This window comes from Arthrobacter ramosus (assembly GCF_039535095.1).
Lineage (GTDB): Bacteria > Actinomycetota > Actinomycetes > Actinomycetales > Micrococcaceae > Arthrobacter > Arthrobacter ramosus.
Genome location: NZ_BAAAWN010000001.1, coordinates 1,674,556 through 1,700,805, shown reverse-complemented (window position 1 = coordinate 1,700,805; position 26,250 = coordinate 1,674,556). Strand labels below are relative to the sequence as shown.

Below are 26,250 nucleotides of genomic sequence, written 5' to 3'. Positions count from 1 at the left end.
GACCGCCGGCGCCGCCCGACTGGTCCGCCGCCCGACTGGTCCGCTGATCGGCTGATTGCCTGGGAGGTTAGGCCACAGGCTGGAAGTTCAGCAGGACCTTTCCGGATTCGGCAGAGTTCCTGGCCACCTCGAAGGCCTCCAGGCCGCGGTCCAGCGTGAATTCGTGGGTCACCACCGGATCCACGTAGAGCGAACCGTCCGCGAGCGCCGCAATGACCTCGTCGATCTCGTCGTTGAAACGGAAGGAACCGAGCAGTTCGAGCTCGCGGGTGATGGCCAGCGAAATGAAGACCGGCTGCGGTCCCGAGGGCAACAGCCCGACCATGACCACTTTCCCACCGCGTACTGCGCCCTTGATGGCCGATGCCAGTCCGAAGTGGCTGCCGGAGGACTCGATGACGACATCGGCTTCCACGGCGGCGATTGCCTCTGCGTCATCGCCCTTGAGAACTTCGTCGGCGCCCACTGCACGCGCGATCTCAAGAGGCTTGTCATGCATGTCGACGGCCACGATCCGGGTTGCCCCCGCGCGCTTGAGGACAGCGACTGCCAGCGCGCCGATCGGACCGCTTCCGATCACCAGCGCCGTCTTTCCGGCCACGTCCCCCGCGCGGGCGACGGCATGCCAGGCAACGCTGGCCGGCTCCACAAGCGCCGCCGTGCGCAAGTCCAGCGTGGACGGAAGGCCCCGGAGCATGCGGGACGGCAGGGTCGCGTAGCGGCTGAAGGCACCGTCCGTGTGCGGGTACCGTGCCGCACTGCCGAGGTAGGTGCAGCCCGGAGAAAGGTTGGGCCGGTCTTCCGGATATCTGGCCGCACCCGGGGCGGGGGTCGCGGGGTGGACGGCGACGGCGGTTCCGGCTGCCGGGCCGCTGCCATCGGCGGCCTGCTGGACAACGGTGCCGACGATTTCGTGACCGAGCACCATGGGAGCTTTGAGGATCGATTCCCCCGCCGCGCCATGGAGCCAGTAGTGCAGGTCCGAGCCGCAGATGCCACCGTAAGCGATCTCGACGACCGCCTGGTCAGGGGTGGGAACAACGAGGGCTATGTCCTCGATGCGAAGGTCGCCGGCGGCGTGCGCCACGACGGCGGGTGAAGACTGGGGAAGCTGGAAGCCGCTCATTACACGACCACCGTCATTCCGCCGTCGACGAAGATCGTCTGGCCATTGACGAAGTTCGAAGCCTCGGAAGCAAGCCAGACCGCCGGACCGGCGAGATCCGCCACGGTGCCCCATCGGTGGGCCGGCGTCCGGCCAAGGATCCAGGAGTTGAAGTCGGGATCGTCCACGAGGTTCTGGGTCATTTCGGTGTGGATGTAACCCGGAGCGATGCCGTTGATCTGAAGGCCGGAGGCCGCCCATTCGGCGGTCATGGCGCGTGTCAGGTTCCGCAGTCCACCCTTGGCGGCCACATAGGGGGCGATCGTGGGGCGCGCCAGGTCAGTCTGCACGGAGCAGATGTTGATGATCTTGCCGCGGCCCCGCGGAATCATGTGGCGGGCGGCTTCACGTCCTACGAGGAAGGCGCTCGTCAGGTCGGTGGTGATGACCCGCTCCCAGTCCTTCACATCCAGGTCCAGCATCGGGACGCGGTGCTGGATGCCCGCATTGTTGACGAGGATCTCGAGGGGGCCGACGTTCTCCTCAACCCAGGCAACGCCGCGGGCCGCCTCAGTATCGCTGGTGACGTCGAACGCACAGCTGTGGATGCGGCCCGGTCCGAAGTCCGCCGCCATGGCGGATTCCGCGTCCTTGAGCCGCTCCGTGTTGATGCCGTTGAGGACAACGGTGGCGCCGGCGTCGGCCAATCCGCGGGCCAGCGCGTTGCCGATGCCGCGGCTGGATCCGGTAACGAGCGCCACGCGCCCGGTGAGATCAAAGAGTCCACTCATGGTTGTTTCCTTACTTAGTTCAGAGGGCTTAGGGAGGAGTCGCTGAGGTTGGCGATGGTCTGGCGGACAACTGCAAGGTCCTGGTCGCCAAGGCCCTGATCAATCAGTTCGCGGTAGAGTTCGACGCCGGCAGTCGCCATCGGGACAGCGGCACCGGCCGCTTCGGCGCTTTCGAGCACGAACTTGAGGTCCTTGTGCATGAACTTCGCGGGACCTGTGGGCGCGTAATCCTTGGCTGCCAGGCGTGGGCCGACAATTTCCAGGACCCGGCTTCCGGCGAGTCCGCCGGCCAGGACCTCGAAGAGGGCAGAAGCATCCATGCCCGAGCGCTCGGCGAGTTCGGCGGCTTCCGCGAGCGCCGCCGTCGTCGTCCCGACGATCAGTTGGTTGCAGGCCTTCGCCAGCGAACCGGCGCCCAGGTTGCCCATGCGGCGGACGGTGGTGCCCATGGATTGGAGCACGGGAAGCGATCGCTGGAAGTCTTCTTCGCCGGCTCCCACCATGATGGCCAGTGTGCCGTCCTGTGCGCCTTTGGTGCCTCCGCTGACCGGGGCATCGACGACGACGGCGTTCCCGCCACTTGCGCTACGGACCGCCCGGCCGAATTCCTGCACGGCGGTCGGGGACACGCTGCTCATGATGACCACCGTGGTTCCCGGAAGCGGCGCGTCCGAGCGCCAGGAATCGAGCAGAGGAGCTGCGGCATCCTGGATGTAGGAGAGATCCGGAAGCATGAAAATGATGATGGGTTGGTCCCGGAGCCCGGCAACCGACTCCGAACGTTTTCCGCCGAGCTTCTCCAATTCGGCGAGCGCTTCGGCGGAACGGTTCCATGCAGTCACCCCCCAGCCGTTGGCGAGCAGATTGGCTGCCATGGGGAAGCCCATGAGCCCGAGTCCCACAAAACCTGCGGTCTTGGAAGTCATCTTTCGCTTGCACCTCACTTCTTTGTGGTTCATCTTTCAAAAACTGTTCAATATCCTAGCCTCAATTCAGTATGATGAACACCATGACGACTGATGAACTCACCATCGCGATCGCAGTCCCGCTCGAAGCTGAGCACGTGGAGCGTATCCGCGCCGTAGATCCGAGCATTACCGTGCTCTACGAACCCGAGCTTCTTCCTCCGGAACGCTTCCCGGCCGACCACTCCGGCGATCCGGACTTCAAGCGGACTCCCGAACAAGAAGAACGCTACTGGTCGATGTTGAACAAGGCCCAGATCCTCTACGGTTTCCCCAACGAGAATCCGGCCGGCCTGGCCCGCATCGCCCAGAGCAACCCGCACTTGCAGTGGATCCACGCCATGGCCGCAGGTGCCGGCGGCGCCGTGAAGGCTTCCGGCCTCGACAGCGAGACCTTGCAGAAGTTCAAGGTCACCACCTCCGCAGGCGTGCACGCCCTTCCACTCGCCGAGTTCGCAGCCCTGGGCATCCTCAACGGCTTCAAGCGCAGCGCGGAACTTGCACAGGACCAGGCTGCCAAGGTCTGGCCCGAGCTGCGCACCCCCACCAAACTTGTGAACGGCTCCAAACTGGTCATCACGGGTCTCGGCGAAATCGGCCTCGAGACCGCCCGCATCGCCCGCGCACTCGGCATGAAGGTGAGCGGAACCAAGCGGAACGTCGAGGAGATCGAAGGAATCGACGAGGTCGCGGACAACGATGGCCTCGCGGGACTCCTGGCTACGGCAGACGCCGTCGTCAACACGCTCCCCGGCACGCCATACACGGAGAAACTCTTCAACCACGAGGTCTTCTCGGCAATGAAGCCCGGAACGGTTTTTGCCAACGTTGGTCGCGGAACCGTGGTTGATGAAGAGGCACTCGTCGAAGCCCTGGACAACGGCCAGGTGTCCTACGCCTGCCTGGACGTCTTCGCCGTCGAGCCGCTCCCCCAGTACAGCCCGCTGTGGAACCACCCGAAGGTCATGGTCTCACCGCACACCTCGGCGCTCAGTGCCGCTGAGAACCGACTCATCGCCGAGCGTTTCATCAGCAACCTGCGTACGTTCCTCGACGGCGGGGAACTCCCCCACCTCGTGGACACGGTGCATTTCTACTAAACCGTCAACAACCCAGCGCCATCCTGGCGGCCTCTCCGGTTTTCCGGAGGGGCCGCTTTGCTGTGTGGGCGCTTTTGCCAGGGCGCAACAAAGCGACGGCCCCCTCCGAATTTCGGAAGGGGCCGTCGCTGCTTGCGTACGTCGGGGTACGGGACTACCTACTTCGCGTCCTCCAGGGAACGGAGGTCGCGGCCGGCTGTTTCCGGGGTGAAGAAGGTGGTGATGTATGAAATCAGCGCCAGGACCAGCGAGTAGACCGCCAGGACCACCCAGGAGTTGCCCGTAGCGGCAAGGAGCGCGACGCCAACGAGGGGCACGAGTCCGCCGGCCAGGACAGCAGACAGTTCGCGGCTCAAGGCCACACCGGTGAAGCGGTACTGCGAGCCGAAGAGCTCGGGCAGAAGCGGGCACTGCGGGCCAAGCATGGACTGCACGCCAAGGGCGATGCCGACAACCATGACGGCCCATACAAGGGTCACGTTGCCGAGGGTCACCAGGTAGAAGGCGGGAATCGCGAAGACTGCCTGGAACAAGGCCCCGTAGCGGTAGACCTTGACGCGACCAATTCGGTCCGACAAGGCGCCGAAGGTGACCACCATGACGGCGGCAAATCCGGCGGCGATCAGCAGACCGACCGGGCCGATGAACTTGTCGCCAGGGAAGACGCCTTCCTTGACTGACATGAAGGAGATGAGCAATGCCGAGTAGATCGAGGAGTTGCCGTTCTCGCCCATGCGGAGACCGATGCCCACCAGCACATTCTTTTTGGAGTGCTTCCAGAGCTCACCAACGGGGTTCTTCACCACGTTCTTGTGCTTCTCCAGTTCCTGGAACACCGGGGTTTCCTTCAGCCTGAGACGGATGAAGATTGCCACGACGATCAGGATGAAGCTGGCGAGGAAAGGCACACGCCACAACCAGCCTTCGAGCACGTTCTTGTTGGCCATGCCAATGAGCGCAAAGGTACCGGCGCCGAGGAGGGTTCCAAGTTGGATGCCCACGAAGGGCAACGAAGCGAAGTAGCCGCGGCGCTTCGGTGGAGCGACTTCGGAGATCAGCGTGGTTGCGCCTGCTTGTTCTGCTCCAGCGCCCAGGCCCTGGACAATACGGAGCGTCACCAGCAGGACAGCGCCGAGCATGCCCGCCTGGTCGAACGTCGGCAGCAAGCCGATCGCGAAGCTGGCAAGGCCCATCATGCCGATGGTCATCAGGAGGACCATCTTGCGGCCGAAGCGGTCTCCGATGAATCCGAAGAAGATACCACCGAAGGGCCGCGCCGCGAATCCAACGCCATAGGTTGCGAACGACGCGATCAATGCGCCGCTTTCACCCAAGGGCTTGAAGAACAGCGGTCCGAAGATCAGGGCCGAAGCCAGGCCATAAATGTAGAAGTCGTAGTACTCCAGGGCGGATCCTACGGAGCTGGCAAGAGTTGCCCTTCGCAGCTGTTCCGGCTCAACTACTGCGTCGTCCATATCAGCAATCTTTGTCTTAGTACGAGTTGTCACAAGCACTCCCTCAAGAACACTCCAGACCCCCGTTGGCCTGGCGAGATAGCGTCAGCCGCCATGGCGTGAATCACTATAGTGAACAGAGTACAGCACGTTGGACGAGTTTCAAGTGGTGTAATCAGATTTATTTATGACCCCGTCGACGGGCCGGTTTATGACCCCGTCGGGCGGCTGGATCCGTTAGCCCATCGGGTTGCCCAGCGAGTGGGCGAGCTCCTTGAGTTCCTTCACCATCAGGGCCGCCTGTTCCTCGGAAAAAGTGGCCTTCAAGGCTGTCACCGAGAGACCGAGGCTGGGGCCATGTGCCCCGTGGGTAGGCACGGGCACGGCAAGGCAAACCACACCGAGCGTGGATTCCTCGTCCTCCAGGGCATAGCCCTTCTTGCGGATCGCGGCCACCTGGGACTTGAGCTCAGCGGCACTCCGGAGGGACTTCGGGGTCATGACAGGGAGCTCCACGTCGTCCGGGAACATCGCCTCGATGTCATGGTCGTGAAGCTGGGCCAGGAGAACCTTTCCGACGGCGCTCAGGGAAAGCGGCATTTTGTCGCCGATGTTCGACGTGAGCCGGACGGCTGGGTGCCCTTCGTAGCGCGCCAGGTAAATGATGTGATCGCCGTCGATCATCGCAATCCGCACTGTTTCGCCGGAGAGCGTTGGTGCCTGCTCGCAGAACTTGTAGAACTCCTGGACTTCATCGAGCCGGCTGAGGTAGGCGGCGCCAAGTTCAACAAGCTTCCGGCCAAGTGAAAAGTCGGCACCTTCGCGCGTAATAAGCCGGGCTTCTTCAAGAGCCATCAGCAGGTTTGACGTGGAAGACTTCGGAATCCCGAGTTCCCGCGAAAGATCGCTGAGTGTCAGCCGGCCGGAAGGTGCCTCCGCCAAGGCATCCAGGACCGCGGCCGCGCGGGTCACGGCAGGCGCCGGCGAGGAGCTCCCCAATCCTTCGGCGGAACGGGGGGTGCGGGAATCGGCCATGATTCTCCTTCGCAATCGTGCGTCTGGCGCAGAGTGGGCGCGTGCCAGGCGGAAACGCTACCCGGGGGCAGCGGAACTCCGATCCGCAGCAATCACGCTTGTTCAATCCACTGAACAAGCACCATCATACTGGCTTGGTGCTGGGATGAGGCGCGCCGGTCGGATAACGGCTTTCTTTCCATATCCAGAAATTCTCTGTATATTCATCTATGAGCTCTCCACCGCGGCATCCCCCAATAGTCGCGGTGGAGAGCTTTTCCAATTCCCGGCAGCGGATCAGGTTCGACCCTGGCCCTCCTGCTGCCAAGGAGTGAGCCGAGGCAGCCAGCGCGGGACGTTTGCGCGGTAGTCCTCATACTCGGCGCCGAACTTGCGTGCCAGCGTCGGCTCCTCATACAACTTGACGAAGGCCACCACGGGAACTGCGCCGAGGGCCGCCAGGCCGAACAGCTTCGGCTGTCCCAGCAGGAGGCCCTGTCCGGTGATCGCGGCGCCAACGCCCACGTAGATGGGGTTCCGCACGAACCTGTAGAAACCGCTGACCACAAGGTTCTTCGGTGGCGCAAAGGGTGCCGGCGTTCCCAGTCCCTCAAGAGCGAACCGTGCAAACGAGTTGGTGATCACCGCCGTCCCGACGCCGATCAGGAGAACACCTGCGCACTGGGCCGCCAGTCCGCCTGGCACGGGCTGTTTCACTTTCCAGCGGGTCACCACCCACGGCAACAGACCGGCGACGGTCGCCGGGGCGGCGGCGAACACCGCCGTTCCGATTTCCGCAAGCCTCTTATCACGCGCTGCATCTCCGGACGCTGTCATGCTGCCATTCTGAGCCGCCAAACGATTGGCCACAACCAATATCCCGATGGATATCCGGCAACCCTGAAGGCCCCTTTGCCTGTAAGCTGGCGTGACTGGGGATTATAAGCATGCTTAGCATTAGCGTGAGTGGCAACTGAACAACAGGAGAACGATATGAGTTCCGTGGACTCTACCAAACCGGAATCCGGTGAGGCCCCAGCCATCGACAGCAAGCCAGAGGATCCTTCCGCGGATGGTCGGGCTCCCTCGGGCGCGAAACGCTCCCCGGTCCGGCGATTCCTCGGCTTGCTCGGCCCGGGCCTGGTCACCGGCGCTGCGGATGATGACCCTTCCGGAATTGCGACCTACGCCCAGGTCGGCGCCACTTTCTCCAACGGGATGCTCTGGACTGCGCCGGTGACTTTGCCGATGATGATGGCCGTCCAGGAAATCTGCGACCGCACCGCCCTGGCCACCGGGGACAGCCTGGGCAGGTTGGCCCGCCGGAAGTTCTCCCGCAAGCCACGTGTGGTGATCGCGATCCTCATCGTGGCGCTGATGGTGGCGAACACCCTGAACGCGGCCGCGGACCTGATGGCGGTCGGGCAGGGCATGGAGCTGTTCGGTGCAGGCCCGGCCCAGCTGTGGAGCGCGATCGCTGGAATCGGCATCGCCCTTGTCTTGGTTGCCGGTGGTTTCGCCGTCATTGCCAAGGTCTTTAAGTGGCTCTGCCTTGCGCTGCTGGCCTATGTGGCGGTGCTGTTCGTGTCCAAGGTGGACTGGCCTGACGTTGCGGCGGGCCTGCTGGGCCTGCAGTTCCGCTTCAGCTGGGACTACCTGGGGCTCATCGTTGCGGTCTTGGGCACCACGATCTCCCCCTACCTGTTCTTCTGGCAGAGCGCGCACCGGATCGAGGAGCTGAGGGAAGATGACCTCGGAGGCGATAACGCCGTCGGGCTGGATGACCACTCGGCGCCCGCCGCCCGGCGCAAGCTCCGCGACGCCCGCGCGGACGTATTCATCGGCATGTTTTTCTCCGTCCTGGTCATGTTCGCCATCATCGCTGCCACCGCGGCGACCTTGGGAAAGAACGGCACGGACATCAAGACCGCCGCGGATGCCGCCAAGGCTCTGGAACCCATCGCGGGCCCAGCTGCCAAGTTCCTCTTCGCGGCCGGGTTTGTCGGCTCGGGGATCCTCGCCGTCCCGGTCCTGGCGGCCTCGGGCTCTGCGGGATTGTCTGGACTGCTCGGCAAGGAATGGGGCTTCGACCGGCGCCCCAGCAAGGCGCGCACGTTCTACGTGCTGCTCGGTGTGGGAACCATCGGCGGCGTCATCATCAGTCTGTTTAATTCCGACCCCATCGGACTGCTGGTTTTGAGTGCCATCATCAACGGGATCGCCGCTGCACCGTTCCTCATTGTCACCATGCTCATCTCCCGGGACAAAGACCTCATGGGCAACTATCGGAACGGGAAACTTGCCGCAACCCTCGGCTGGGCCACCACCGCGATCATGGTGGTCGCTGGCGCCGTCGGCATCTGGACCACGGTCACCGGCGCGTAGCCCGATAATCCTGACCGTCGGCCGGGATGACACCGAAATGAATAACGGTCACAAGAAAAGAGCCCCTGAGCTGCGTCTTGGATGGCGTTTTCGCAGTTCAGGGGCTCTTTCTGGGTTCGCTGCTGGCAGATCAGGCGTTCCTGGAGCAGCCTAGTCAGGGCCCGTAACCAACCGAATAATTCAGTCGTCTCCTAGCCGTTCGCTCGCCTGCGGCGAATCACGAGGGCCGAGCCGAGCGCAATGGCGCCGAGAGCCACGAACAACAGGGAGAAAACGGCTGGGGCCATGCCGGTGTGGGCCAGTCCGCTCGCCGCCTTAACGGTGGTGCCGGTGCTTCCGGTGGTCGGGGGGACCACGTTGACTCCAGGGCTGACGGGCGGACTGACGGGCGGACTGACGGGCGGACTGACGGGGGCGGCAGTGACCAAAACCGTGAGGTTGGTCGAGGTCGGCGCGAACAGGGGCGGCGAGAACCTCGGCGTGTTCGCCGCGCTGGCGATGCTCACCACGCCGCTCACGGCTCCGGCCGCTGCGAACGTCGACGTGGAACGGATGACCCAGGCCCCGTTGTCCTCCGTCACAGTTGCCGTGACCGGGTCTCCCCCTGCCCACGACACCGTTGCCGTGATGGGTTCGACGGCGGCCGGCGCCGCGCCCGCGAAGGTGACCCGTGCGACATCAATGGTCTTTTCCCGGCCGGCGATCGCAGTCAGGTCCGCCCCTGGAACTATCGCCGGAGTGGCCTTGCGCGGCGCAGAGACACTCGGGATCCAGTCCTTCTGGGCCGTGGCCCAGTCGAGGCCTGCCTTAGTGCCGGACAGTGCGAAGTCGAGCCGACCGCCGTTCCGGATCTCGTCCACATCGACCCAGGCAGCCGTGTGCACGTTGTCGTTCACGGTCACACCAGCAATGTAACTCGGAAGCTTCTCTTTCGCGCCTGCAGCAGTGATCCGCAGTTTTTCACCGCTCTCGAGGGTAATCGTGGCGGCCTGAACCTTGGGGGCGTTGAGAGCCATGATCCCCGAGCCGGGCATCACCGGCTGGATGCCGAGAGAGGCCATCACATACCAAGCGGCGAGAGTGCCGAGGTCATCATTGCCGACCCCGCCGCCGGGGGTGTTCGGGAAGCGGTTGAGGTTGGCCGCGAGCACGTCGTTGGTCTTGGCCGGCTCACCGACGAAGCCGTACAGCCAGGGGTTCATCATCATCGGTTCGTTGCCCGGGTTGTACCCTATGCTCGCGTAGTACGTGCTGCCGCCCGCAGCCCAGCTGCTCGGAGAGACCCCCGGAGCGGACTGGAGGGCCGGCTGGTTGAAGTAGTAGTCGAGTCGCTTGACGAACTCCTCGCGACCTCCCATCTTCTGCTGCAGACCGACCACATCCTGCGTCGCCATCCACTGGTAGTGCCACGGGGTTCCCTCGTGGAAACCGGACCTGGTCACATCCGTGCGTTCCGGAACCGAGACGAACCGGCCCTCGGGGTTGACGGCGTTGACGATGCCCTTGAAACCGCCGCTGAGTGTGACATCCGGGTTCCAGAGCTTCGACCAGTTGGTTCCACGGGCCAGGAACTCTGCCGCTTGGCCTGTCTTCCCAAGCCGCTGCGCGGCCGAGCCGATGCTGGCGTCAGCAGCTGCGAACTCCATCGTGGCCGAGCCGCCGTGACGGTACTCTTCGAACTGGGCGCCTAGGCCGCCGCCGCCCTCCGGATAATAGGGGATGTGGCCGTTGGCCAGGTAGAACGCGGCGCTCTGACGGCCAACGGATGCGACGCCCGCGGGGGGCGCGGTTGTCGCGTTCTCGACGAGGTAGTCCCACATCCGGCCGGCGATGTCGTCTGGCACGGTGCCGAGCGTGAAGTTCTCCGCGATCCACGGCGAGACCGGGTCGCCGGCCATGATGTTCGTCTCGACCGAACCGAGCGACCAGCGCGGTAACCAGCCGCCCTCGACCCTGGCCTGATACATAGACCGGACGATGTCGGCGGCCCGGTTCTTTGCGAACAGCGCGTGGAACGTCGCCTGCGTGCGGTAGGTGTCCCACAGTGAGAACGTCTGGTAGTAGTTCCAGCCATTGGCGGTGTGCGTCTTGGCGTCCATTCCTGTGTACCGGCCGTCGACGTCGCTTCCGATGGTCGGCGACAGCAGCGTCTTATACAGCTGGGTGTAGAAGATCTTGCGCTGCTCGGCGGATGCCGTGATGTCGAACCGGCCAAGTTCGGCGTTCCAGGCGTCGCGGGCTTTCGCGCGGACCTGATCAAACGGCAACCGGGTGCCGTCGGCGGTCGCCTCGGCGATCCGGTTACCGCGGGCGCCTTCGACGCTCACGTACGAGACCCCGACGCTCACCTCGACATCGCGGTCGGTCGTGGTATCGAACGTCGCGACGAAACCGTTGTTGCCGTCGGTGACCTCACTGGAGTTCCGGCCGGCGACGAACTGGGCGTTGTTGCCCCAGGTGCCGGTCGACAGCGGAGCGCGGTCGAAAGTGGCGCTGAAGTAGTAGCGGGACTTTTTCTCGTTTCCGCTGCAGAACCCGCCGTTGTCGATCCAGCCCTCGAGGGTAGTCCCATCGACCCAGGAGACCGAACTCGCGCCGGCGGTGCGCAGCGTCTGACCCGTGTTGAACGAAAGATTGGAGGTCGTGCCGGCCGGGAAGGTGTACCGGTGCGCGCCCACTCGGGTGGTGGCCGAGAGATCGACCTTGACGGAGTTGCCGAGGGTAACACCGTAGTAACCGGCTGTGGCGGATTCGCTTCCGGGCTGGATGCTAGTGAACCGTCGCGAGGTGGTGGGCGTAGCGGTGGTGCTGGGCGAGACCAGGAGTTCACCGGCGGCCGGGCAACCCGCGCTATTGACGTGCCTGTGGCTGAATCCCCACACGCGGCCGGCGTTGTTGCTGTACGACGTGGAAGCGTAGCTGTCGGTGTTGTCAGGGCTGAGCTGCACCATTCCGAACGGGAGCGTCGCCCCCGGATAGGCGTTGCCTTCGCTCTCGGTGCCAACGAACGGGTTGACCTCGTTGGAGAGGTCGGTGACGGTCGGGGCAGCGGATGCCTCGACCGGAGTTCCGATCGCGAGCGCGGCCGCAACCGCCATCGCCGGCGCGAGCCGCGATCGACGTGGCCTTCCCCGGCTCCCTGGGCGTACAGCCGGACTGTCGTGTGGGCTTGACATCGTGGGGTGTCCTCCTTGACCTGGCTCACGGGTATCGAGCATCAGCGCTCATCACTGTTGTCCGCCGCCGAGCGGTGACGGGGCAAGAGTGCGTGGAAACGTTTCCACGCGGCCGAGTCTACTCAGCGCACCTCGACCGAGTCAACGCCGGAGAAGTGGTGACCGAGATGAATACCGGTCAAGGGGATTTACGGAGGACTCCGAATTGGTGTCAGCGCGCGGCGAGCACGGCGTCGCGACTCAGCTCTCCCGAGCCCCGCACGATGAGACGAGTGTTCAGCGTGACGGTCTGCGAGGGCGAGACGTCGCCGTCCAGGCGCTTGTAGAGCATCCTCATCGCGATCTGCCCCATCGCCTTCGGGTCCTGCGCCACCACGGTGATCCCGGGCACGACGACGTCGGCAAGTTCGAAGTCGTCGAAACCCACGATCGCCAGCGAGGTGTTGTGGATGCGCAGTGCGCCGATCACGTTGATGCTCGTGCGGTTGTTGCCGGCGAAAACCGCGGTCGGCGGGTCATCCGACGCCAGCATCCGTCCGAGGGGCTCGTCCACGGGCTCGCGGGTCGTCGCGCTGGAGAAGACGAGTTCGGGGTCGAAGGGGATGCCCGCTTCCTCGAGTGCCTCCCGGTAGCCGGCGATGCGCTCGCTCGCGGTGTAAAGGTCCGGCCGATCGGTAAAGCACGCGATCCGCCTATGCCCGTAGCCGATGAGGTGCTCGACGCCGGTGCGCGCGCCGCCGCGGTTGTCCACGATCACCGTGTCGACATCCAGCTCCCGCGGCGGGCGGTCGACGAAGACCATGCTCGTACCGGCGTCGAGCTCCGCACGCAGGTATTCCTCGTCACCGCCTTCGGGGAGAGTGATCACCAGGCCGTCGACCCGGCGGGCACAGAAGGTGAGGATCATCTTGCGCGCGCGATTCGGGTCCTTGTCCGAGGAGGCGGTCAGGAGCACGGAATCGCGACGCAGGACCTCCTCCTCCACGGAGCGGTTAAGCAGCGAAAAGAACGGGTCCGCGACATCCTCCACCAGCAGCCCGATGCTGGCAGTCGCCCCGGTTTTGAGCATCCTGGCGCTGTCGTTGCGACGGAATCCGAGACGTTCGATCGCAGCGTTGACCGCGGCGATGCTCTCCTCGCTCACGTTCGACTTGCCGTTGACGACCCGGGAGACAGTGCCGACACCGACTCCGGCGACCCGTGCGACGTCTTTCATTGTGGCACGGGAGTTCGGACGCTCGGCAACCACCCTCAACCCGTCACCTGCGTCCATTTCCGAATCCATCCCGCGATGCATTTTAGCATCGCGATCCGCTTCATCGCGGACCGACGTTCTTCTCAGGCATGTTGGTAGACGGTTCCTGGCGGAGTTTGCGGTACGGTCGACAACATCGGTCAAAAGAAAGAGCCCCTGAGCTGCATTTTCGCAGTTCAGGGGCTCTTTTTGCCTGGTGGGTCCTACCGGGATCGAACCGATGACATCCACGGTGTAAACGTGGCGCTCTACCAGCTGAGCTAAAGACCCAAACACTGATTTCAGCGCCCTCGGCGCTTCAACCAACGAAGATGTACTCTACCGGATCAATCGCCTGGAACACCAATCGACTGACCGGGGGGCGGCAAATCGGGAAGTTGAGCGGCAAGCCAGGCCAGCGCGCCGCTGACTCCGGCTTCCACTTTGAGGTTCGCGAGCCCGTCGCCGCGGGTCGGTCCGCGGTTGATGATCACTACCGGCTTGCCGAGTTTGGCTGCGTGCCGCACGAACCTCAGTCCGCTCATTACGGTCAACGAAGAACCTGCCACCAGCAGTGCCCCGGCTTCGTCCACCATGGAATAGGCGCGCTGCACCCGTTCCCTGGGCACATTTTCACCGAAGTACACGAAGTCGGGCTTGAGCGTTCCCCCGCAAACGGGACAAACAGCGACGACGAACGATCGGATGAGCTCGGGATCCTCCACTGAGGCATCCGCGTCGGGTGCCATTTCCACGACGCCGGAAGCCTGCGCGGCTTCGAGGAAGCCGGGATTGATTTCCTCGAGAATCGCCGCCACGAGCCGTCGGGTGAAGACGTGTCCCTCGTCAAGGCAGATCACGCGATCGTAGCGGCCGTGCAGGTCCACCACATTGATACTGCCGGCGTCCTCGTGCAGACGGTCCACATTCTGCGTGATGAGCCCCGTGATCAGCCCGCGCCGCTCAAGGAGCGCGACCGCGGCATGCCCGGCATTGGGGTCCGCCCGCCGGAGGTGCGACCATCCAAGGTGGTTCCTCGCCCAGTATCGGCGCCGGTTGGCAGGACTTCCGATGAATTCCTGGTAGGTCATCGGATTCCGCGGCGCGGCCCCCGGGCCGCGGTAGTCAGGGATTCCGGAGTCCGTGCTCAGGCCGGCTCCTGTCAAGACAGCAAGCCGCTTGCCGCCGAGAATCGCTGCGGCTTGGCGGAGAAGGTCCAGCTCGCCTGGATCCAACTCAACTGTGAGGGCCGGCGGAAGTATGGCGAAGCCAGTCATTCCGACGCCGGGCCGTTGGGCGCTCATCGGCGCTAGGCCTGGCCAAGTGCTGACAATGCCTCGCGGTACTCCGCCAGGTCGCGTGCCTGGCCGCGCGGATTGACGACGACATACCGAATGATGCCCGCGGCATCGATGATGAAAGTGCCCCGCAAGGACATGCCGGTAGCTGCATCAAACACGCCATACTTCTCGGCTACTTCTCCATGCGGCCAGAAGTCCGCCAGGAGATCGAACTCGTAGCCTTCCTTGTCGGCGTAAGCCCGCAAAGCGAACTTGCTGTCCACCGAGACGCCAAGGACCGTGGCGTCGGCGTGTTCGAAAATACCCAGATTGTCGCGGATCTCGCACAGTTCCCCGGTGCAGATTCCGGAGAAGGCGAAGGGATAGAAGACCACCACAACGTTGCGCCCGCGAAGCTCGGACAAGCGAACCGGCTCCCCAAACTGGTTCACAAGCTCAAAATCCGGGGCTTCCTGGCCCACAACAGGAACTCCCGGACGCAGTCCGGGAGGGTCCAACCTCGTGTGTGTCACTTGTTCTTCTTGCGTGCTACAAGCCGCGTGGCGCTCCAGTCCTTGGAGACGCCTGCGGAGGTAGTGCAATGCAGGCCAGCGGTGGGAGCAGCGTCCTGAATATCCGAGGGCGAGACGTAGTTGTCGCGGCCCGACTTGGGGGTCAGCACCCAGACCACGCCGCCTTCACCCAAGGTGGTCAGTGAATCAACTAGTGCGTCGACAAGGTCTCCATCACCATCGCGCCACCAGAAAATGACCGCATCCACAACCTCGTGATCGTCTTCGTCAAGCAGCTCGGAACCCGTGAGTTCCTCAATGTCATCACGCAAATCGAAATCGACATCATCGTCGTAACCGAGTTCCTGAATTAGATCCCCATCTTTGAAACCCAATCTTTCCGCCACATTTACCGATGTGGCGGCGTCGGCCTCGCTCACGTTTCCTCCTCTTGAAGTGATTTCGATTACTACAAGCCAACACCCTTTGGGCGTGTGCTTCAAGCCATTGTCCCGCGTTCCACCATAATCCGCGCCCCAGCCACGGCTAAAGCCAGGGCTGCAGTCCGGCTGTAGCCCTGGCTGCAGCTACAACTGCCTACGATGTAACAGCTTGAGTGTGACATACAACGCCTTCACGACATCGCGGCTACGCATCGCGGCTCGTACAAAGCTACAGTGGCCAGTGAAGACTTTGGCTGCAGGGCAACCGCCCGCCGCGAATAGCGCAGCTTGAGCTCAAGAGAACCTGCCCGGCGCACATGACCGGGCTGTTGTAACCGATATGTCGCACACGCCGCGTTCATGACGGGCAGTTACCCTGCCGGACCTGAGGCGACGATGAATGCGCCAAAAGAGAGGTTGGACGTGGCTGCAGGAGAAGAGACCTCACACATCCTTAGCGGGTTGACTTCCCAGCTGCCTGATCGTGATCCGGAAGAGACTGCCGAGTGGGTTGAGTCTTTGGATGCGTTGATCAGGGAGCAGGGCACGGAGCGGGCGCAGTTCATCATGCGCAGCCTGCTTCAGCGGGCGGGGTCCCAGTCGGTGGGGGTGCCGATGGTGACGACCACCGATTACGTGAACACGATCCCGGCGGACCAGGAAGCGCCGTTCCCGGGCAACGAGGAGTTCGAGCGCCGGTACCGGGCGTACATGCGCTGGAACGCGGCCGTGATGGTGCACCGGGCGCAGCGGGCGGACATCGGGGTGGGCGGGCACATCTCCACCTATGCCGGGGCCGCGACCCTGTACGAGGTCGGCTTCAACCATTTCTTCCGCGGCAAGGACCACCCCTCGGGCGGGGACCAGGTCTTCTTCCAGGGACACGCGTCCCCGGGCATGTACGCCAGGGCGTTCATGGAAGGCCGGCTCTCCGAGGAGGACCTGGACGGGTTCCGGCAGGAAAAGTCCAAACAAGGCCACGCGCTCTCCTCCTACCCGCACCCGCGCCTGATGCCCGCGTTCTGGGAATTCCCGACCGTGTCCATGGGCATCGGCCCGATGAACGCGATCTACCAGGCCCAGTCCAACCGCTACCTGCACGACCGCGGCCTCAAAGACACCTCCGGCCAGCAGGTCTGGGCGTTCCTGGGCGACGGGGAAATGGACGAGCCCGAGTCCCGCGGCCTGCTCCAGCTCGCCGCGAACGAGAACCTGGACAACCTGAACTTCGTGATCAACTGCAACCTCCAGCGCCTGGACGGGCCGGTCCGGGGCAACGGGAAGATCATGCAGGAACTGGAGGCGTTCTTCCGCGGCGCGGGCTGGAACGTCATCAAGGTCGTCTGGGGCCGGGAATGGGACGAGCTGCTGGCCAAGGACACCGACGGGTCCCTGGTGAAGATCATGAACGAAACCGTCGACGGGGACTACCAGACCTACAAGGCCGAATCCGGCGGTTTCGTCCGCGAACACTTCTTCGGCAAGACCCCGGCCACCAAGGACATGGTCGCGGACCTGGACGACGAGCAGATCTGGAACCTCAAACGCGGCGGCCACGACTACCGCAAGGTCTACGCCGCGTACAAGGCCGCGGCCGAGTTCAAGGGCAAACCCACCGTGATCCTGGCCAAGACCGTCAAGGGCTACGGACTCGGACCCCACTTCGAGGGCCGCAACGCGACCCACCAAATGAAGAAACTCACCATGGAAGACCTCAAGGCCTTCCGCGACCACCTGCGCATCCCCATCACCGACGAGCAGCTCGACACCGACCTGTACCGTCCGCCGTACTACCACCCCGGCATGGACGCCCCCGAAATCCGGTACATGATGGACCGCCGCGCGGCCCTGGGCGGCTCCGTGCCCGAACGCCGCTCCACCCACACCCCCGTGGTGCTGCCCGAAGCGAAGTCCTACGAGGTCGCCAAGCGCGGCTCCGGCAAACAGCAGGCCGCCACCACCATGGCCTTCGTGAGGCTCCTGAAGGACCTCATGCGGGACAAAAACTTCGGGAACCGCTTCGTCCCGGTCGTCCCGGACGAGTCCCGGACCTTCGGCATGGACGCGTTCTTCCCGACCGCGAAGATCTACAACCCCAAGGGCCAGAACTACCTCTCCGTGGACCGGGACCTCGTCCTGGCCTACAAGGAATCCCCCCAGGGCCAGCTCATCCACCCCGGCATCAACGAAGCCGGCGCCGTCGCGGCCTTCACCGCCGCCGGCACCGCCTACGCCACCCACGGCGAACCCCTCGTGCCGATCTACGTGTTCTACTCCATGTTCGGCTTCCAACGCACAGGCGATGCCTTCTGGGCCGCCGCGGACCAGATGACCCGCGGCTTCATCATCGGCGCCACCGCAGGACGGACCACCCTCACCGGCGAAGGACTCCAGCACGCCGACGGCCACTCCCCCATCCTGGCCTCCACCAACCCCGCCGTGCTCACCTACGACCCCGCCTACGGCTACGAAATCGGCCACATCATCCGCGACGGACTCGAACGCATGTACGGGGAACACTCCGAGGACCGGAACCTCATGTACTACCTCACCGTGTACAACGAACCGATCAGCCAGCCCGCGGAACCGGAGAACCTCGACACCGAAGGCCTCCTGAAGGGCATCTACCTGCTGGCCCCGGCGAAAACCGACGGGCCCCGCGCGCAGCTCCTGGCCTCCGGCGTCTCGGTCCCCTGGGCCCTGGAAGCCCAGAAACTCCTCGCCCAGGACTGGGGAGTCTCCGCGGACGTGTGGTCCGTGACCTCCTGGAACGAACTCCGACGCGACGGACTCGCCGCCGAAGAACACGCCTTCCTGAACCCCGGCGAAGAACCCCGCACCCCGTTCGTCGCCCAGCAACTGGCCGGCGCCACCGGACCGGTCATCGCCGTCACCGACTACATGAAAGCCGTCCCGGACCAGATCCGCCAATTCATCCCCAACGAATTCGCCTCCCTCGGCGCCGACGGCTTCGGATTCTCCGACACCCGCCAGGCCGCACGCCGCTTCTTCAAAAACGACACCCACTCCATCGTCGTGAAAGCCCTGCAACTCCTCGCCCGCCGAGGCGAAGTTGACGCACAGGCGGCAGCCCAGGCAATCGAGAAGTACAGTCTCCTCGATGTCAACGCCGGCACCACCGGAGGGGCAGGCGGCGAAAGCTAAGCCTCCAGCGAAGCAAAGCGAAGCCAGGCAACATCCCGACGGCGGCCCGCACCGAAAGGCGCGGGCCGCCGTCGGGCTTTAACACCCGGGCTTCAATGATCGCCGCACAACACCAATCGGCGCAGCCAGTGCGTGACGCGCACCAATCGCAGTTGTAGCCTTCGCACAAATGGAGCTTGTCGATGATGCGCCGTATGCTCAAGGCATGGCAGAGCCGATTCAAACCCCCGCAAAACGCAAAGCGGCTGCGCGCACGGTAACACCGGAAAAGGCGGAGACCCTCAAGCGGCTCCGTGCCAATGTGGGGCAATTGTCCACCACCACCATGCGCAAGCTTGAGAAATCGTTGCCTTGGTACAGCCGGCTGAGCTCCGACGAACGTTCAGCCTTGGGCCTGGTTGCCCAAAACGGAATCGCGGCTTTCGTGACGTGGTACGAACGGCCGAGCTCGCCGTCGTGGATCCTGACGGACGTCTTCGGGAATGCTCCCACGGAGCTGACCCGCTCCATCAGCCTGCAAAAGGCCCTCCAGCTGATCCGGATCGTCGTCGAGGTGGTGGAGGACCAGGTCCCCGTGATCGCACCCGAAGCCGACCAGCCTTCTTTGCGCGAAGCGGTCCTGCGCTATTCGCGGGAAGTGGCATTCGCCGCCGCTGATGTCTATGCCCGCGCCGCCGAGTCCCGCGGTTCCTGGGACACCAGGCTTGAAGCCCTGATTGTGGACGCCATCCTCCGTGGCGAGAACACCGATGCCCTTCGTTCCCGCATCGCGGCCCTCGGCTGGAAGGCCCAGGAGCGGTTCACGGTGATGGTGGGAAACTCGCCGTCGGAACCAAGCGCAAGCTACGTGAGCGAGTTGCGCCGGACCGCAGGACGCTACGCGGAGGACGCGCTTGTTGGCATCCAGGGCGACCGCCTCATCCTGATTCTGGGTGGCGTGCAAGACCGCGACACCGCGTATCTGAAACTAAGCGAGCTGTTCGCCCCGGGCGCGGTGGTCTACGGACCCGAGGCCGGCTCCCTGTTGGAGGCAAGCAGTTCTGCTCAGGCAGCCTTTGCAGGGCTCACTGCCGCCAGAGCCTGGCCGTCGGCTCCGCGACCGGTAGCGGCGGACGACCTCCTCCCGGAACGCGTAGTCTCGGGTGACGACGCCGCCCGTCGTTCCCTCATCAAGAACATTTACCGCCCGCTGCTGGCCGCTTCCAACGGCCTTGTCGAAACCCTCAGCACCTATTTGGAACTTGGCCATTCCCTCGAAGCAACGGCCCGCGAGTTGTTCGTCCATGCAAACACCGTGCGGTATCGTCTCAAGCGCGTCTGCGACGTCACAGGGTGGGACCCGCTCCTCCCGCGGGAGGCTTTCGTGCTCCAAATTGCGTTGGTTGTGGGCAGGCTTTCGGCCCAGCCAAAGGCGACGTCGGAGCGTCACGGTACCCGATCCGCGGGTTGAACCGTTGTAGACTTCCTACAAACTGACCCAGTGAGCTTGGTGTACGCAAACACCAGTAGTTCGCGCGGCAATTTGGAAAGCTGGTTACGTGCTTGCAATCGTCTGCCCTGGACAGGGCTCCCAGACCCCTGGATTTTTGGCCCCTTGGCTGGAGCTCCCTTCCGTAGAAGGCCATTTGGCCTTCCTGAGCGAAATCGCAGGCATCGACCTCAAGGCCCACGGCACCACCTCCGATGAAGAAACCATCAAGGACACTGCCGTCGCGCAGCCCTTGATTGTTGCCGCAGGGCTCGTGGCAGCGAAATCGCTGTTCGACGTCGAACTCAGTACCCTTCCGATCGTCCTTGCCGGCCACTCGGTCGGGGAGATCACGGCCTCGGCGCTTGCAGGTGTCCTGAGCGAGGAAGAAGCCATGACGTTTGTCCGCGAGCGTGCCAACAACATGGCCGCTGCCGCCGCCGTCACCCCCACCGGGATGAGTGCCATCGTCGGCGGCGATCCGGCCGAGGTGCTGTCCGCTATCGAGGCCGCCGGCGCAACTCCCGCGAATGTCAACGGCGCGGGCCAGACCGTTGCCGCAGGCACGTTCGAACAGCTCCAGGCACTGGCTGACAATCCGCCGGCCAAAGCCAGGGTCATCCCGCTGAAGGTCGCCGGAGCATTCCACACCTCCCACATGGCTCCCGCGGTGAGCGCGCTTGAAGCACTGCGACCGTCCCTCAAGCCGCAGGCTCCAACAGTTCCCTTGCTCTCGAACTTCGACGGCCAGGAGGTCACGGACGGCGGCGCCGCCGTCGAAAGCCTGATCGCCCAGGTTTCGCGCCCGGTGCGTTGGGACCTGTGCATGGAGAACCTGGTCCAGCGCGGAGTCACCGGACTTATCGAGCTGGCACCTGCGGGCACCCTGGCCGGCCTCGCCAAGCGCGGCATGCCAGGCGTGAAAACCGTTGCCGTCAAGACCCCGGATGATTTGTCCGCCGCACTCGCACTCTTCGCGGAATTGGAGGGAGACGCATGAGCGCCCCCGTACTCAAGCAAGCACCGACAAGGGAATATTCACGAATTGTCGGCCTCGGGGCATACCGCCCGGACATCATCGTCACCAACGACGACGTCTGCCAGTGGATCGATTCCTCGGACGAATGGATCCGCCAACGCACCGGTATCGTGACCCGCCACCGCGCCGCAGCCAATATCAGCGTCATCGACATGGCCGAGGGGGCCGCCCGCGAGGCACTCAAGCAGGCCGGCATTGAGGCTTCCCAACTTGGTGCCGTCATTATCTCCACCGTCACGCACCCGTATGCCACGCCGTCCGCGGCTGCCGCCCTCGCCGACCGTTTGGGGGCCACCCCGGCACCGGCCTTCGACATTTCCGCGGCGTGTGCAGGCTACTGCTACGGCATTGCCCAGGGCGATGCCTTGGTCCGATCGGGCGCGGCTGAATACGTCCTGGTGGTCGGCGCCGAGAAGCTCTCGGACGTTATCGACAACCATGAACGAACCATTTCCTTCCTACTTGGCGACGGTGCCGGCGCAGTGATCATCGGCCCGTCCGACACGCCCGGCATTGCCCCGTCCGTCTGGGGATCCGATGGCAGCAAGTGGAACGCGATCGGCATGACGCATTCCCTTGACGAAGTCCGCAACCTTGGCGAGTGTGCCCGCCATTCGGATGAATCCGACGATCAGGCCATTATTTCGGCAGCGCAGGATGTTTGGCCGACGCTCCGGCAGGACGGCCAGACGGTCTTCCGTTGGGCTGTCTGGGAAATGGCGAAGGTTGCCCAGCAAGCCCTCGACGCCGCAGGGATTGAAGCCTCGGATCTGGCAGCGTTTGTCCCCCATCAGGCGAACATGCGGATCATCGATGAAATGGTCAAGAAGCTCAAACTTCCCGAAACCGTGGTGGTTGCACGGGACATCGCCGATGCGGGAAACACTTCTGCTGCCTCCATTCCGCTGGCCACGCACCGCCTCCTCAAGGAGAACCCTGCGCTCAGCGGTGGCCTCGCCTTGCAGATCGGATTCGGTGCCGGTCTTGTGTTTGGTGCCCAGGTAATCGTTCTTCCGTAGTTTCGGACCGTGCCTACCTTCCAATTGAATAGCGCTTTGAAACCCAAACCGTATCCGCGGTTTGCCCCCATTTCCGGCAATAGCCGGCACAACAAGAAAAGGAGCCAACAATGGCTAGCAACGAAGAAATCCTGGCCGGCCTGGCTGAAATCGTGAACGAAGAGACCGGCCTCGCCACCGAAGCCGTGGAGCTGGACAAGTCCTTCACCGAGGACCTGGACATCGACTCCATCTCAATGATGACCATCGTCGTCAACGCTGAAGAGAAGTTCGGCGTCCGCATCCCGGACGAAGAGGTCAAGAACCTCAAGACCGTCGGCGACGCCGTCAACTTCATCTCGAACGCACAGGCCTAGCCTGGCCTCAACTGTGCCGGACTTCGGGTGCGCCCTGTTGCATCCGAAGTCCGGCACAGCTGCTATATCTCCCAAAGTTTTTTCCTGCCTCCCCAGTGAGAACAGCACATGGGTTGGCTGATCCGACAGAGAGTGATCGCATGGCACGCAAAGTAGTCATAACCGGTCTGGGCGCTACAACGCCCATCGGCGGCGACGTCCCCACGATGTGGAAGAACGCGCTCAAAGGGGTCTCCGGTGCCCACACACTCGAGGACGAGTGGGTTGCCAAGTATGACCTTCCGGTCCACTTTGCCGCCCGGTGCTCGACGCCGGCCCTCGAGGTTCTGAGCCGCGTTGAAGCCAAACGCATGGACCCGTCCACGCAGTTTGGTGTCATTGCCGCCCGCGAGGCCTGGGCGGATTCCGGTATCACCGAAATCGACCACGATCGCCTTGCCGTGGCTTTCGCCACGGGCATCGGCGGCGTCTGGACGCTCCTGGACGCTTGGGACACGCTGAGGGAAAAGGGCCCCCGCCGGGTCCTGCCCATGACGGTCCCCATGCTCATGCCGAACGGCGTCGCCGCAGCGGTCAGCCTTGACCTTGGTGCCCGCGCCGGTGCGCACACCCCTGTTTCTGCTTGCGCTTCCGGCACCGAAGCGATGCACCTCGGCCTGGACCTCATCCGCTCGGGCAAGGCCGACGTCGTCGTGTGCGGTGGCGCCGAAGCCGCCATCCACCCGATGCCACTCGCCGCGTTTTCCTCGATGCAGGCCCTCTCCCGCCGCAATGACGATCCCGAGCACGCTTCGCGGCCATACGACCGCGACCGCGACGGCTTCGTCATGGGTGAAGGCGCCGGCGCCCTGGTCCTGGAAGCCGAAGAGCACGCGATCGCCCGTGGTGCGCGCATCTACGCTGAGCTCGCCGGTACGTCGGTCACAGCTGACGCCTACCACATCACGGCACCGGACCCGGAAGGCCTGGGCGCTACCCGCGCTTTGAAGGCCGCCATGTTCGATGGCCGCATCCAGCCCGAGGACGTCGTGCACGTCAACGCCCACGCCACCTCGACGCCTGTCGGTGACAAGCCCGAGTACACGGCGCTCCGTGCCGCACTGGGCGCCCACGTCGACAATGTGGCAGTCTCTGCCACCAAGTCGCAGATGGGCCACCTGTTGGGCGCTTCAGGGGCCGTAGAAGCAGTGCTCACGGTTCTTGCCGTCTACGAACGCCAGGCTCCGTTGACCATCAACCTTGAGAACCAGGATCCGGAGATCCCGCTCGACGTCGTCACTTCGGCGCGCACTTTGCCCGCCGGTGACATCGTCGCTTTGAGCAACTCCTTCGGTTTCGGTGGCCACAACGCCGTCATCGCCATCCGCAACGTCTGACAGTCGCTGCAGGTCGAGGCGCAAGCCAGGCACAAGAGGAGGGCCCCACCGTGGTGGGGCCCTCCTCTTTGCTATGGAAAAACTGTATAGGTACTTTGTTCCCTAACCGATCTGGTGTTCCTAACCGACTTGGTGGAGCCAGCGCACAGGGGCGCCTTCGGCAGCATGCCGGAAGGGCTCGAGCTCTTCGTCCCAGGCCTCGCCGAGCGCCAAGGAAAGCTCATGGTAGACGGCGGCAGGATCTCCCGCCCCCGACTCGTAGGCGTAGCGGATGCGGTCCTCAGTCACCATGATGTTGCCGTGGACATCGGTGACGGCATGGAAAATACCCAACTCCGGAGTGTGCGACCAACGCGCGCCGTCCACGCCTTGGCTCGGCTCCTCGGTGACTTCGTAGCGTAGGTGTGCCCACCCACGCAGCGCCGAAGCCAATTGGGCACCCGTTCCAGGGACTCCTGCCCAAGAGAGCTCGGCGCGGAACATTCCGGGCGCGGCAGGTTGAGGGGTCCACTCAAGATCGGTCCGCTTGTCCACGACCGATCCGATGGCCCACTCAACGTGAGGGCACAACGCGGTAGGGGCCGAATGCACAAACAAGACACCGCGGGTTATTGCAACAGACATTCCATCCTCCATAGCTGTAGGTACGTCTTCCCCAACGACCTCTGCCTGGATGAAATTTTGCTGCGCGGGTGCCGCGCTGTTCCGGTTTCCCTACCTATCTTTGATTTTTTCCGCAGCAGAAGAACATTCAAGTTTGGGTTGAAAGTTTCCCCGCAGTGCTTTCATTTTGCCGTACGGACCGGAATTACGCCAGTGCGATTCACGGACGGGCGGATTTCCTCCCTTAGGGCTTTTCAAAGTGTTGCACGGTTTCCAGGTTTTCATGCACGGGGGTGGGCTTGTTGATAGCTCTTGCGAAGCCGGTCTACCGACACATGGGTGTAGATCTGGGTTGTCGCGAGGCTGCTGTGTCCCAGAATTTCCTGCACCGCACGCAGGTCCGCCCCGCCGTCGAGCAAATGGGTGGCGGCAGTGTGGCGCAGGGCGTGGGGTCCGGTTGCCGCGGTATCCCCCAAGGCCGCCAGGAGGTCGTTGACGACGCTGCGGGCCTGGCGCTGATCGATCCGGTTGCCCCTTGAACTGAGAAAGAGTGCCGGTCCGCTACGCTCGGTTGCGAGCCGAGGACGGCCGAGGCGAAGCCAATCGTCGACGGCGAGCGCAGCCGGAACCCCATACGGCACCGTCCGCTCCTTGTTGCCCTTGCCGAGCACGCGAAGAGTTCGGCGCTCCATATCGAGATCATCGATGTCCAGACCGGCGAGCTCGCCGACGCGGATCCCCGTGGCATAGAGCAATTCGACGACGGCGCGGTTTCTCAACGGCATCGCAGAGCCGTCCGCGGCTGCCTCTGACAGGTTTTCGAAGATCCTGGAGACCTGCTGCTGGTGAAGGACTCCAGGAAGCGTGTGGTCCCGCTTGGGGGCTTGGAGCCGAATAGCCGGGTCCGAGGCGATTAGTTCTTCCCGCAGGGCCCAGGAGGTGAACGCGCGGGCCGTCGCGGCATGCCGGGCGATGGTTGCCCTGGACCGGCCGGATTCGCTTTGTGCCCCCAGCCAACGCCGGAGGGTACCGAGCTCCAGGGCTGCGAGCTGCCCCACACCCTCCGCGGCAGCGAAACGCAGCAGGTTCTCGACGTCTGCGATGTATGCCCTCACAGTGTGGGCAGACCTGGCCCGTTCGCCTTCGAGGTAACGCCGGAAGTCCTGAACGGACCCGGCGAGTGCTTCGGGGAGGGGTTTCTCTTGCACCCTTCCACTGTGCCAGCCGCGAGGCCCGGTGGCTGGCATCGCCACGTTCGGCCATATTCACCTTTGACCGATGGACCTGTAAATCCTGTAGTACTGCCACAGGAGCAACCCCTGCCAGACTGCGAAAAGAATCCAAAGCCATGCCGGGCCAGTGCCGCCTTGGACGAACAAGACGGCTCCCAGGATCAGAAAGAGACCGATTTGCTGTCCAATCACGAACCTCGCGGGCTGCGCCCTTGACTTCATCATGTCCATATCATCCCTGCTCAAGAGCGATTAGTCTCGAGGGGCAACTATCCACAGCTCCAGACAACGCCTGCACCTCCTGCTATAGCACCGATACCGTATATGGCCCAGCCCGCGGCCCCTCCTGCGGGAAGGGAAATGAGTGTAGCAATGCAATCACGGCAAAGATGGAAAGCACGTTTAGTTTCACAGTCATTTCGGCTCCTTTGCTGAAACGACGGAAGGACGATCACCCATGTCGTCCCTACTGACGCTACGCCAACTTGCAGCTAACTGATAGTTGACTGTCAATTAAGTTACGAATTTGAAAG

21 protein-coding genes and 1 tRNA gene are annotated in these 26,250 nt (G+C 63.7%); 8 read left to right on the top strand and 14 right to left on the bottom strand.

Going from position 1 to position 26,250, the window contains the following annotated elements; all coding sequences use genetic code 11:
- Positions 1–67: 67 nt before the first annotated feature.
- Genes ABD742_RS07945 through ABD742_RS07935 form a run of 3 tightly spaced genes read right to left on the bottom strand, consistent with a single transcriptional unit; the run spans position 68 to position 2,822 of the window.
- A complete protein-coding gene (locus tag ABD742_RS07945) occupies positions 68–1,126 on the bottom strand; it encodes an L-idonate 5-dehydrogenase (RefSeq protein WP_234749936.1) in 1,059 nt (352 codons plus the stop codon).
- The gene (locus ABD742_RS07940) at positions 1,126–1,896 is read right to left on the bottom strand and encodes an SDR family oxidoreductase (RefSeq protein ID WP_234749937.1); all 771 of its coding nucleotides are present in this window, start codon (positions 1,894–1,896) and stop codon (positions 1,126–1,128) included. The genes ABD742_RS07945 and ABD742_RS07940 overlap by 1 nt, the downstream gene beginning before the upstream one ends.
- A gap of 14 nt (positions 1,897–1,910) precedes the next feature.
- Entirely contained in the window at positions 1,911–2,822 is a 912-nt protein-coding gene (locus ABD742_RS07935; protein ID WP_234749939.1) for an NAD(P)-dependent oxidoreductase, read from the bottom strand.
- A 71-nt stretch (positions 2,823–2,893) separates the two neighbouring features.
- Between ABD742_RS07935 and ABD742_RS07930 the strand changes: the two genes are divergently transcribed.
- Positions 2,894–3,961, top strand: a complete 1,068-nt coding sequence (locus ABD742_RS07930; protein ID WP_234749940.1) for a D-2-hydroxyacid dehydrogenase — start codon at positions 2,894–2,896, stop codon at positions 3,959–3,961.
- A 158-nt stretch (positions 3,962–4,119) separates the two neighbouring features.
- On the opposite strand, the gene ABD742_RS07925 is transcribed toward ABD742_RS07930, so the two are convergent.
- From ABD742_RS07925 to ABD742_RS07915, 3 genes are all read right to left on the bottom strand, one after another.
- Positions 4,120–5,436 carry an MFS transporter gene (locus tag ABD742_RS07925; RefSeq protein WP_234749942.1) on the bottom strand — a complete coding sequence of 439 codons (1,317 nt, stop codon included), beginning with the start codon at positions 5,434–5,436 and terminating at the stop codon, positions 4,120–4,122.
- A gap of 216 nt (positions 5,437–5,652) precedes the next feature.
- Positions 5,653–6,450: an IclR family transcriptional regulator gene (locus tag ABD742_RS07920; RefSeq protein ID WP_234749944.1), complete on the bottom strand. Its 798-nt coding sequence runs from the start codon at positions 6,448–6,450 to the stop codon at positions 5,653–5,655.
- Positions 6,451–6,726: 276 nt separating this feature from the next.
- Complete coding sequence (locus tag ABD742_RS07915; protein WP_234749946.1) at positions 6,727–7,266, bottom strand: methyltransferase family protein; 540 nt, start codon at positions 7,264–7,266, stop codon at positions 6,727–6,729.
- Positions 7,267–7,422: 156 nt separating this feature from the next.
- Between ABD742_RS07915 and ABD742_RS07910 the strand changes: the two genes are divergently transcribed.
- Positions 7,423–8,814, top strand: a complete 1,392-nt coding sequence (locus tag ABD742_RS07910; RefSeq protein WP_268819000.1) for an Nramp family divalent metal transporter — start codon at positions 7,423–7,425, stop codon at positions 8,812–8,814.
- 191 nt (positions 8,815–9,005) lie between these two features.
- Here the strand turns inward: ABD742_RS07910 and ABD742_RS07905 are convergent, their stop codons facing one another.
- The 6 genes from ABD742_RS07905 to ABD742_RS07880 all read right to left on the bottom strand — a co-directional run bounded on the left by ABD742_RS07905 (position 9,006) and on the right by ABD742_RS07880 (position 15,456).
- Positions 9,006–11,990 carry a GH92 family glycosyl hydrolase gene (locus ABD742_RS07905; RefSeq protein WP_234749953.1) on the bottom strand — a complete coding sequence of 995 codons (2,985 nt, stop codon included), beginning with the start codon at positions 11,988–11,990 and terminating at the stop codon, positions 9,006–9,008.
- 211 nt (positions 11,991–12,201) lie between these two features.
- Entirely contained in the window at positions 12,202–13,263 is a 1,062-nt protein-coding gene (locus ABD742_RS07900) for a LacI family DNA-binding transcriptional regulator (protein WP_234749955.1), read from the bottom strand.
- Positions 13,264–13,439: 176 nt separating this feature from the next.
- Positions 13,440–13,515 (bottom strand) — tRNA-Val (locus ABD742_RS07895).
- A gap of 56 nt (positions 13,516–13,571) precedes the next feature.
- Positions 13,572–14,528: an NAD-dependent protein deacetylase gene (locus ABD742_RS07890; protein ID WP_234749957.1), complete on the bottom strand. Its 957-nt coding sequence runs from the start codon at positions 14,526–14,528 to the stop codon at positions 13,572–13,574.
- A 5-nt stretch (positions 14,529–14,533) separates the two neighbouring features.
- Positions 14,534–15,037, bottom strand: coding sequence for a peroxiredoxin (locus ABD742_RS07885; RefSeq protein WP_372460905.1), 504 nt, complete (start codon positions 15,035–15,037; stop codon positions 14,534–14,536).
- Complete coding sequence (locus ABD742_RS07880; protein WP_059387755.1) at positions 15,034–15,456, bottom strand: DUF3052 domain-containing protein; 423 nt, start codon at positions 15,454–15,456, stop codon at positions 15,034–15,036. The genes ABD742_RS07885 and ABD742_RS07880 overlap by 4 nt, the downstream gene beginning before the upstream one ends.
- A gap of 399 nt (positions 15,457–15,855) precedes the next feature.
- Between ABD742_RS07880 and aceE the strand changes: the two genes are divergently transcribed.
- The 6 genes from aceE (at position 15,856) to fabF (ending at position 23,882) form a co-directional block, all read left to right on the top strand.
- On the top strand, positions 15,856–18,624 hold the full coding sequence (aceE, locus tag ABD742_RS07875; RefSeq protein WP_344787611.1) for a pyruvate dehydrogenase (acetyl-transferring), homodimeric type: 2,769 nt from the start codon (positions 15,856–15,858) through the stop codon (positions 18,622–18,624).
- 205 nt (positions 18,625–18,829) lie between these two features.
- Positions 18,830–20,074, top strand: coding sequence for a PucR family transcriptional regulator (locus ABD742_RS07870; RefSeq protein WP_234752287.1), 1,245 nt, complete (start codon positions 18,830–18,832; stop codon positions 20,072–20,074).
- A gap of 88 nt (positions 20,075–20,162) precedes the next feature.
- Positions 20,163–21,092, top strand: coding sequence for an ACP S-malonyltransferase (locus ABD742_RS07865; RefSeq protein WP_234752285.1), 930 nt, complete (start codon positions 20,163–20,165; stop codon positions 21,090–21,092).
- On the top strand, positions 21,089–22,150 hold the full coding sequence (locus ABD742_RS07860; protein WP_234752283.1) for a beta-ketoacyl-ACP synthase III: 1,062 nt from the start codon (positions 21,089–21,091) through the stop codon (positions 22,148–22,150). The genes ABD742_RS07865 and ABD742_RS07860 overlap by 4 nt, the downstream gene beginning before the upstream one ends.
- A 110-nt stretch (positions 22,151–22,260) precedes the next feature.
- Positions 22,261–22,506, top strand: coding sequence for an acyl carrier protein (locus tag ABD742_RS07855; RefSeq protein ID WP_028267518.1), 246 nt, complete (start codon positions 22,261–22,263; stop codon positions 22,504–22,506).
- A gap of 140 nt (positions 22,507–22,646) precedes the next feature.
- Positions 22,647–23,882 carry a beta-ketoacyl-ACP synthase II gene (gene fabF, locus ABD742_RS07850; RefSeq protein WP_234752281.1) on the top strand — a complete coding sequence of 412 codons (1,236 nt, stop codon included), beginning with the start codon at positions 22,647–22,649 and terminating at the stop codon, positions 23,880–23,882.
- 120 nt (positions 23,883–24,002) lie between these two features.
- Here fabF and ABD742_RS07845 read toward each other — a convergent pair whose 3' ends face one another.
- Positions 24,003–24,506, bottom strand: a complete 504-nt coding sequence (locus tag ABD742_RS07845) for a DUF3145 domain-containing protein (protein ID WP_078108617.1) — start codon at positions 24,504–24,506, stop codon at positions 24,003–24,005.
- Between the two features lie 260 nt (positions 24,507–24,766).
- Positions 24,767–25,732, bottom strand: a complete 966-nt coding sequence (locus ABD742_RS07840) for a tyrosine recombinase XerC (RefSeq protein ID WP_268819327.1) — start codon at positions 25,730–25,732, stop codon at positions 24,767–24,769.
- Positions 25,733–26,250: the final 518 nt, after the last annotated feature.

Coding starts and splice junctions, on each gene's coding strand:
- ABD742_RS07945 (WP_234749936.1), bottom strand. CDS start 1,126: ATGAGCGGCTTCCAGCTTCCCCAGTCTTCACCCGCCGTCGTGGCGCAC.
- ABD742_RS07940 (WP_234749937.1), bottom strand. CDS start 1,896: ATGAGTGGACTCTTTGATCTCACCGGGCGCGTGGCGCTCGTTACCGGA.
- ABD742_RS07935 (WP_234749939.1), bottom strand. CDS start 2,822: ATGACTTCCAAGACCGCAGGTTTTGTGGGACTCGGGCTCATGGGCTTC.
- ABD742_RS07930 (WP_234749940.1), top strand. CDS start 2,894: ATGATGAACACCATGACGACTGATGAACTCACCATCGCGATCGCAGTC.
- ABD742_RS07925 (WP_234749942.1), bottom strand. CDS start 5,436: ATGGACGACGCAGTAGTTGAGCCGGAACAGCTGCGAAGGGCAACTCTT.
- ABD742_RS07920 (WP_234749944.1), bottom strand. CDS start 6,450: ATGGCCGATTCCCGCACCCCCCGTTCCGCCGAAGGATTGGGGAGCTCC.
- ABD742_RS07915 (WP_234749946.1), bottom strand. CDS start 7,266: ATGACAGCGTCCGGAGATGCAGCGCGTGATAAGAGGCTTGCGGAAATC.
- ABD742_RS07910 (WP_268819000.1), top strand. CDS start 7,423: ATGAGTTCCGTGGACTCTACCAAACCGGAATCCGGTGAGGCCCCAGCC.
- ABD742_RS07905 (WP_234749953.1), bottom strand. CDS start 11,990: ATGTCAAGCCCACACGACAGTCCGGCTGTACGCCCAGGGAGCCGGGGA.
- ABD742_RS07900 (WP_234749955.1), bottom strand. CDS start 13,263: ATGGACGCAGGTGACGGGTTGAGGGTGGTTGCCGAGCGTCCGAACTCC.
- ABD742_RS07890 (WP_234749957.1), bottom strand. CDS start 14,528: ATGAGCGCCCAACGGCCCGGCGTCGGAATGACTGGCTTCGCCATACTT.
- aceE (WP_344787611.1), top strand. CDS start 15,856: ATGAATGCGCCAAAAGAGAGGTTGGACGTGGCTGCAGGAGAAGAGACC.
- ABD742_RS07870 (WP_234752287.1), top strand. CDS start 18,830: ATGGCAGAGCCGATTCAAACCCCCGCAAAACGCAAAGCGGCTGCGCGC.
- ABD742_RS07860 (WP_234752283.1), top strand. CDS start 21,089: ATGAGCGCCCCCGTACTCAAGCAAGCACCGACAAGGGAATATTCACGA.
- ABD742_RS07855 (WP_028267518.1), top strand. CDS start 22,261: ATGGCTAGCAACGAAGAAATCCTGGCCGGCCTGGCTGAAATCGTGAAC.
- fabF (WP_234752281.1), top strand. CDS start 22,647: ATGGCACGCAAAGTAGTCATAACCGGTCTGGGCGCTACAACGCCCATC.
- ABD742_RS07845 (WP_078108617.1), bottom strand. CDS start 24,506: ATGTCTGTTGCAATAACCCGCGGTGTCTTGTTTGTGCATTCGGCCCCT.
- ABD742_RS07840 (WP_268819327.1), bottom strand. CDS start 25,732: ATGCCAGCCACCGGGCCTCGCGGCTGGCACAGTGGAAGGGTGCAAGAG.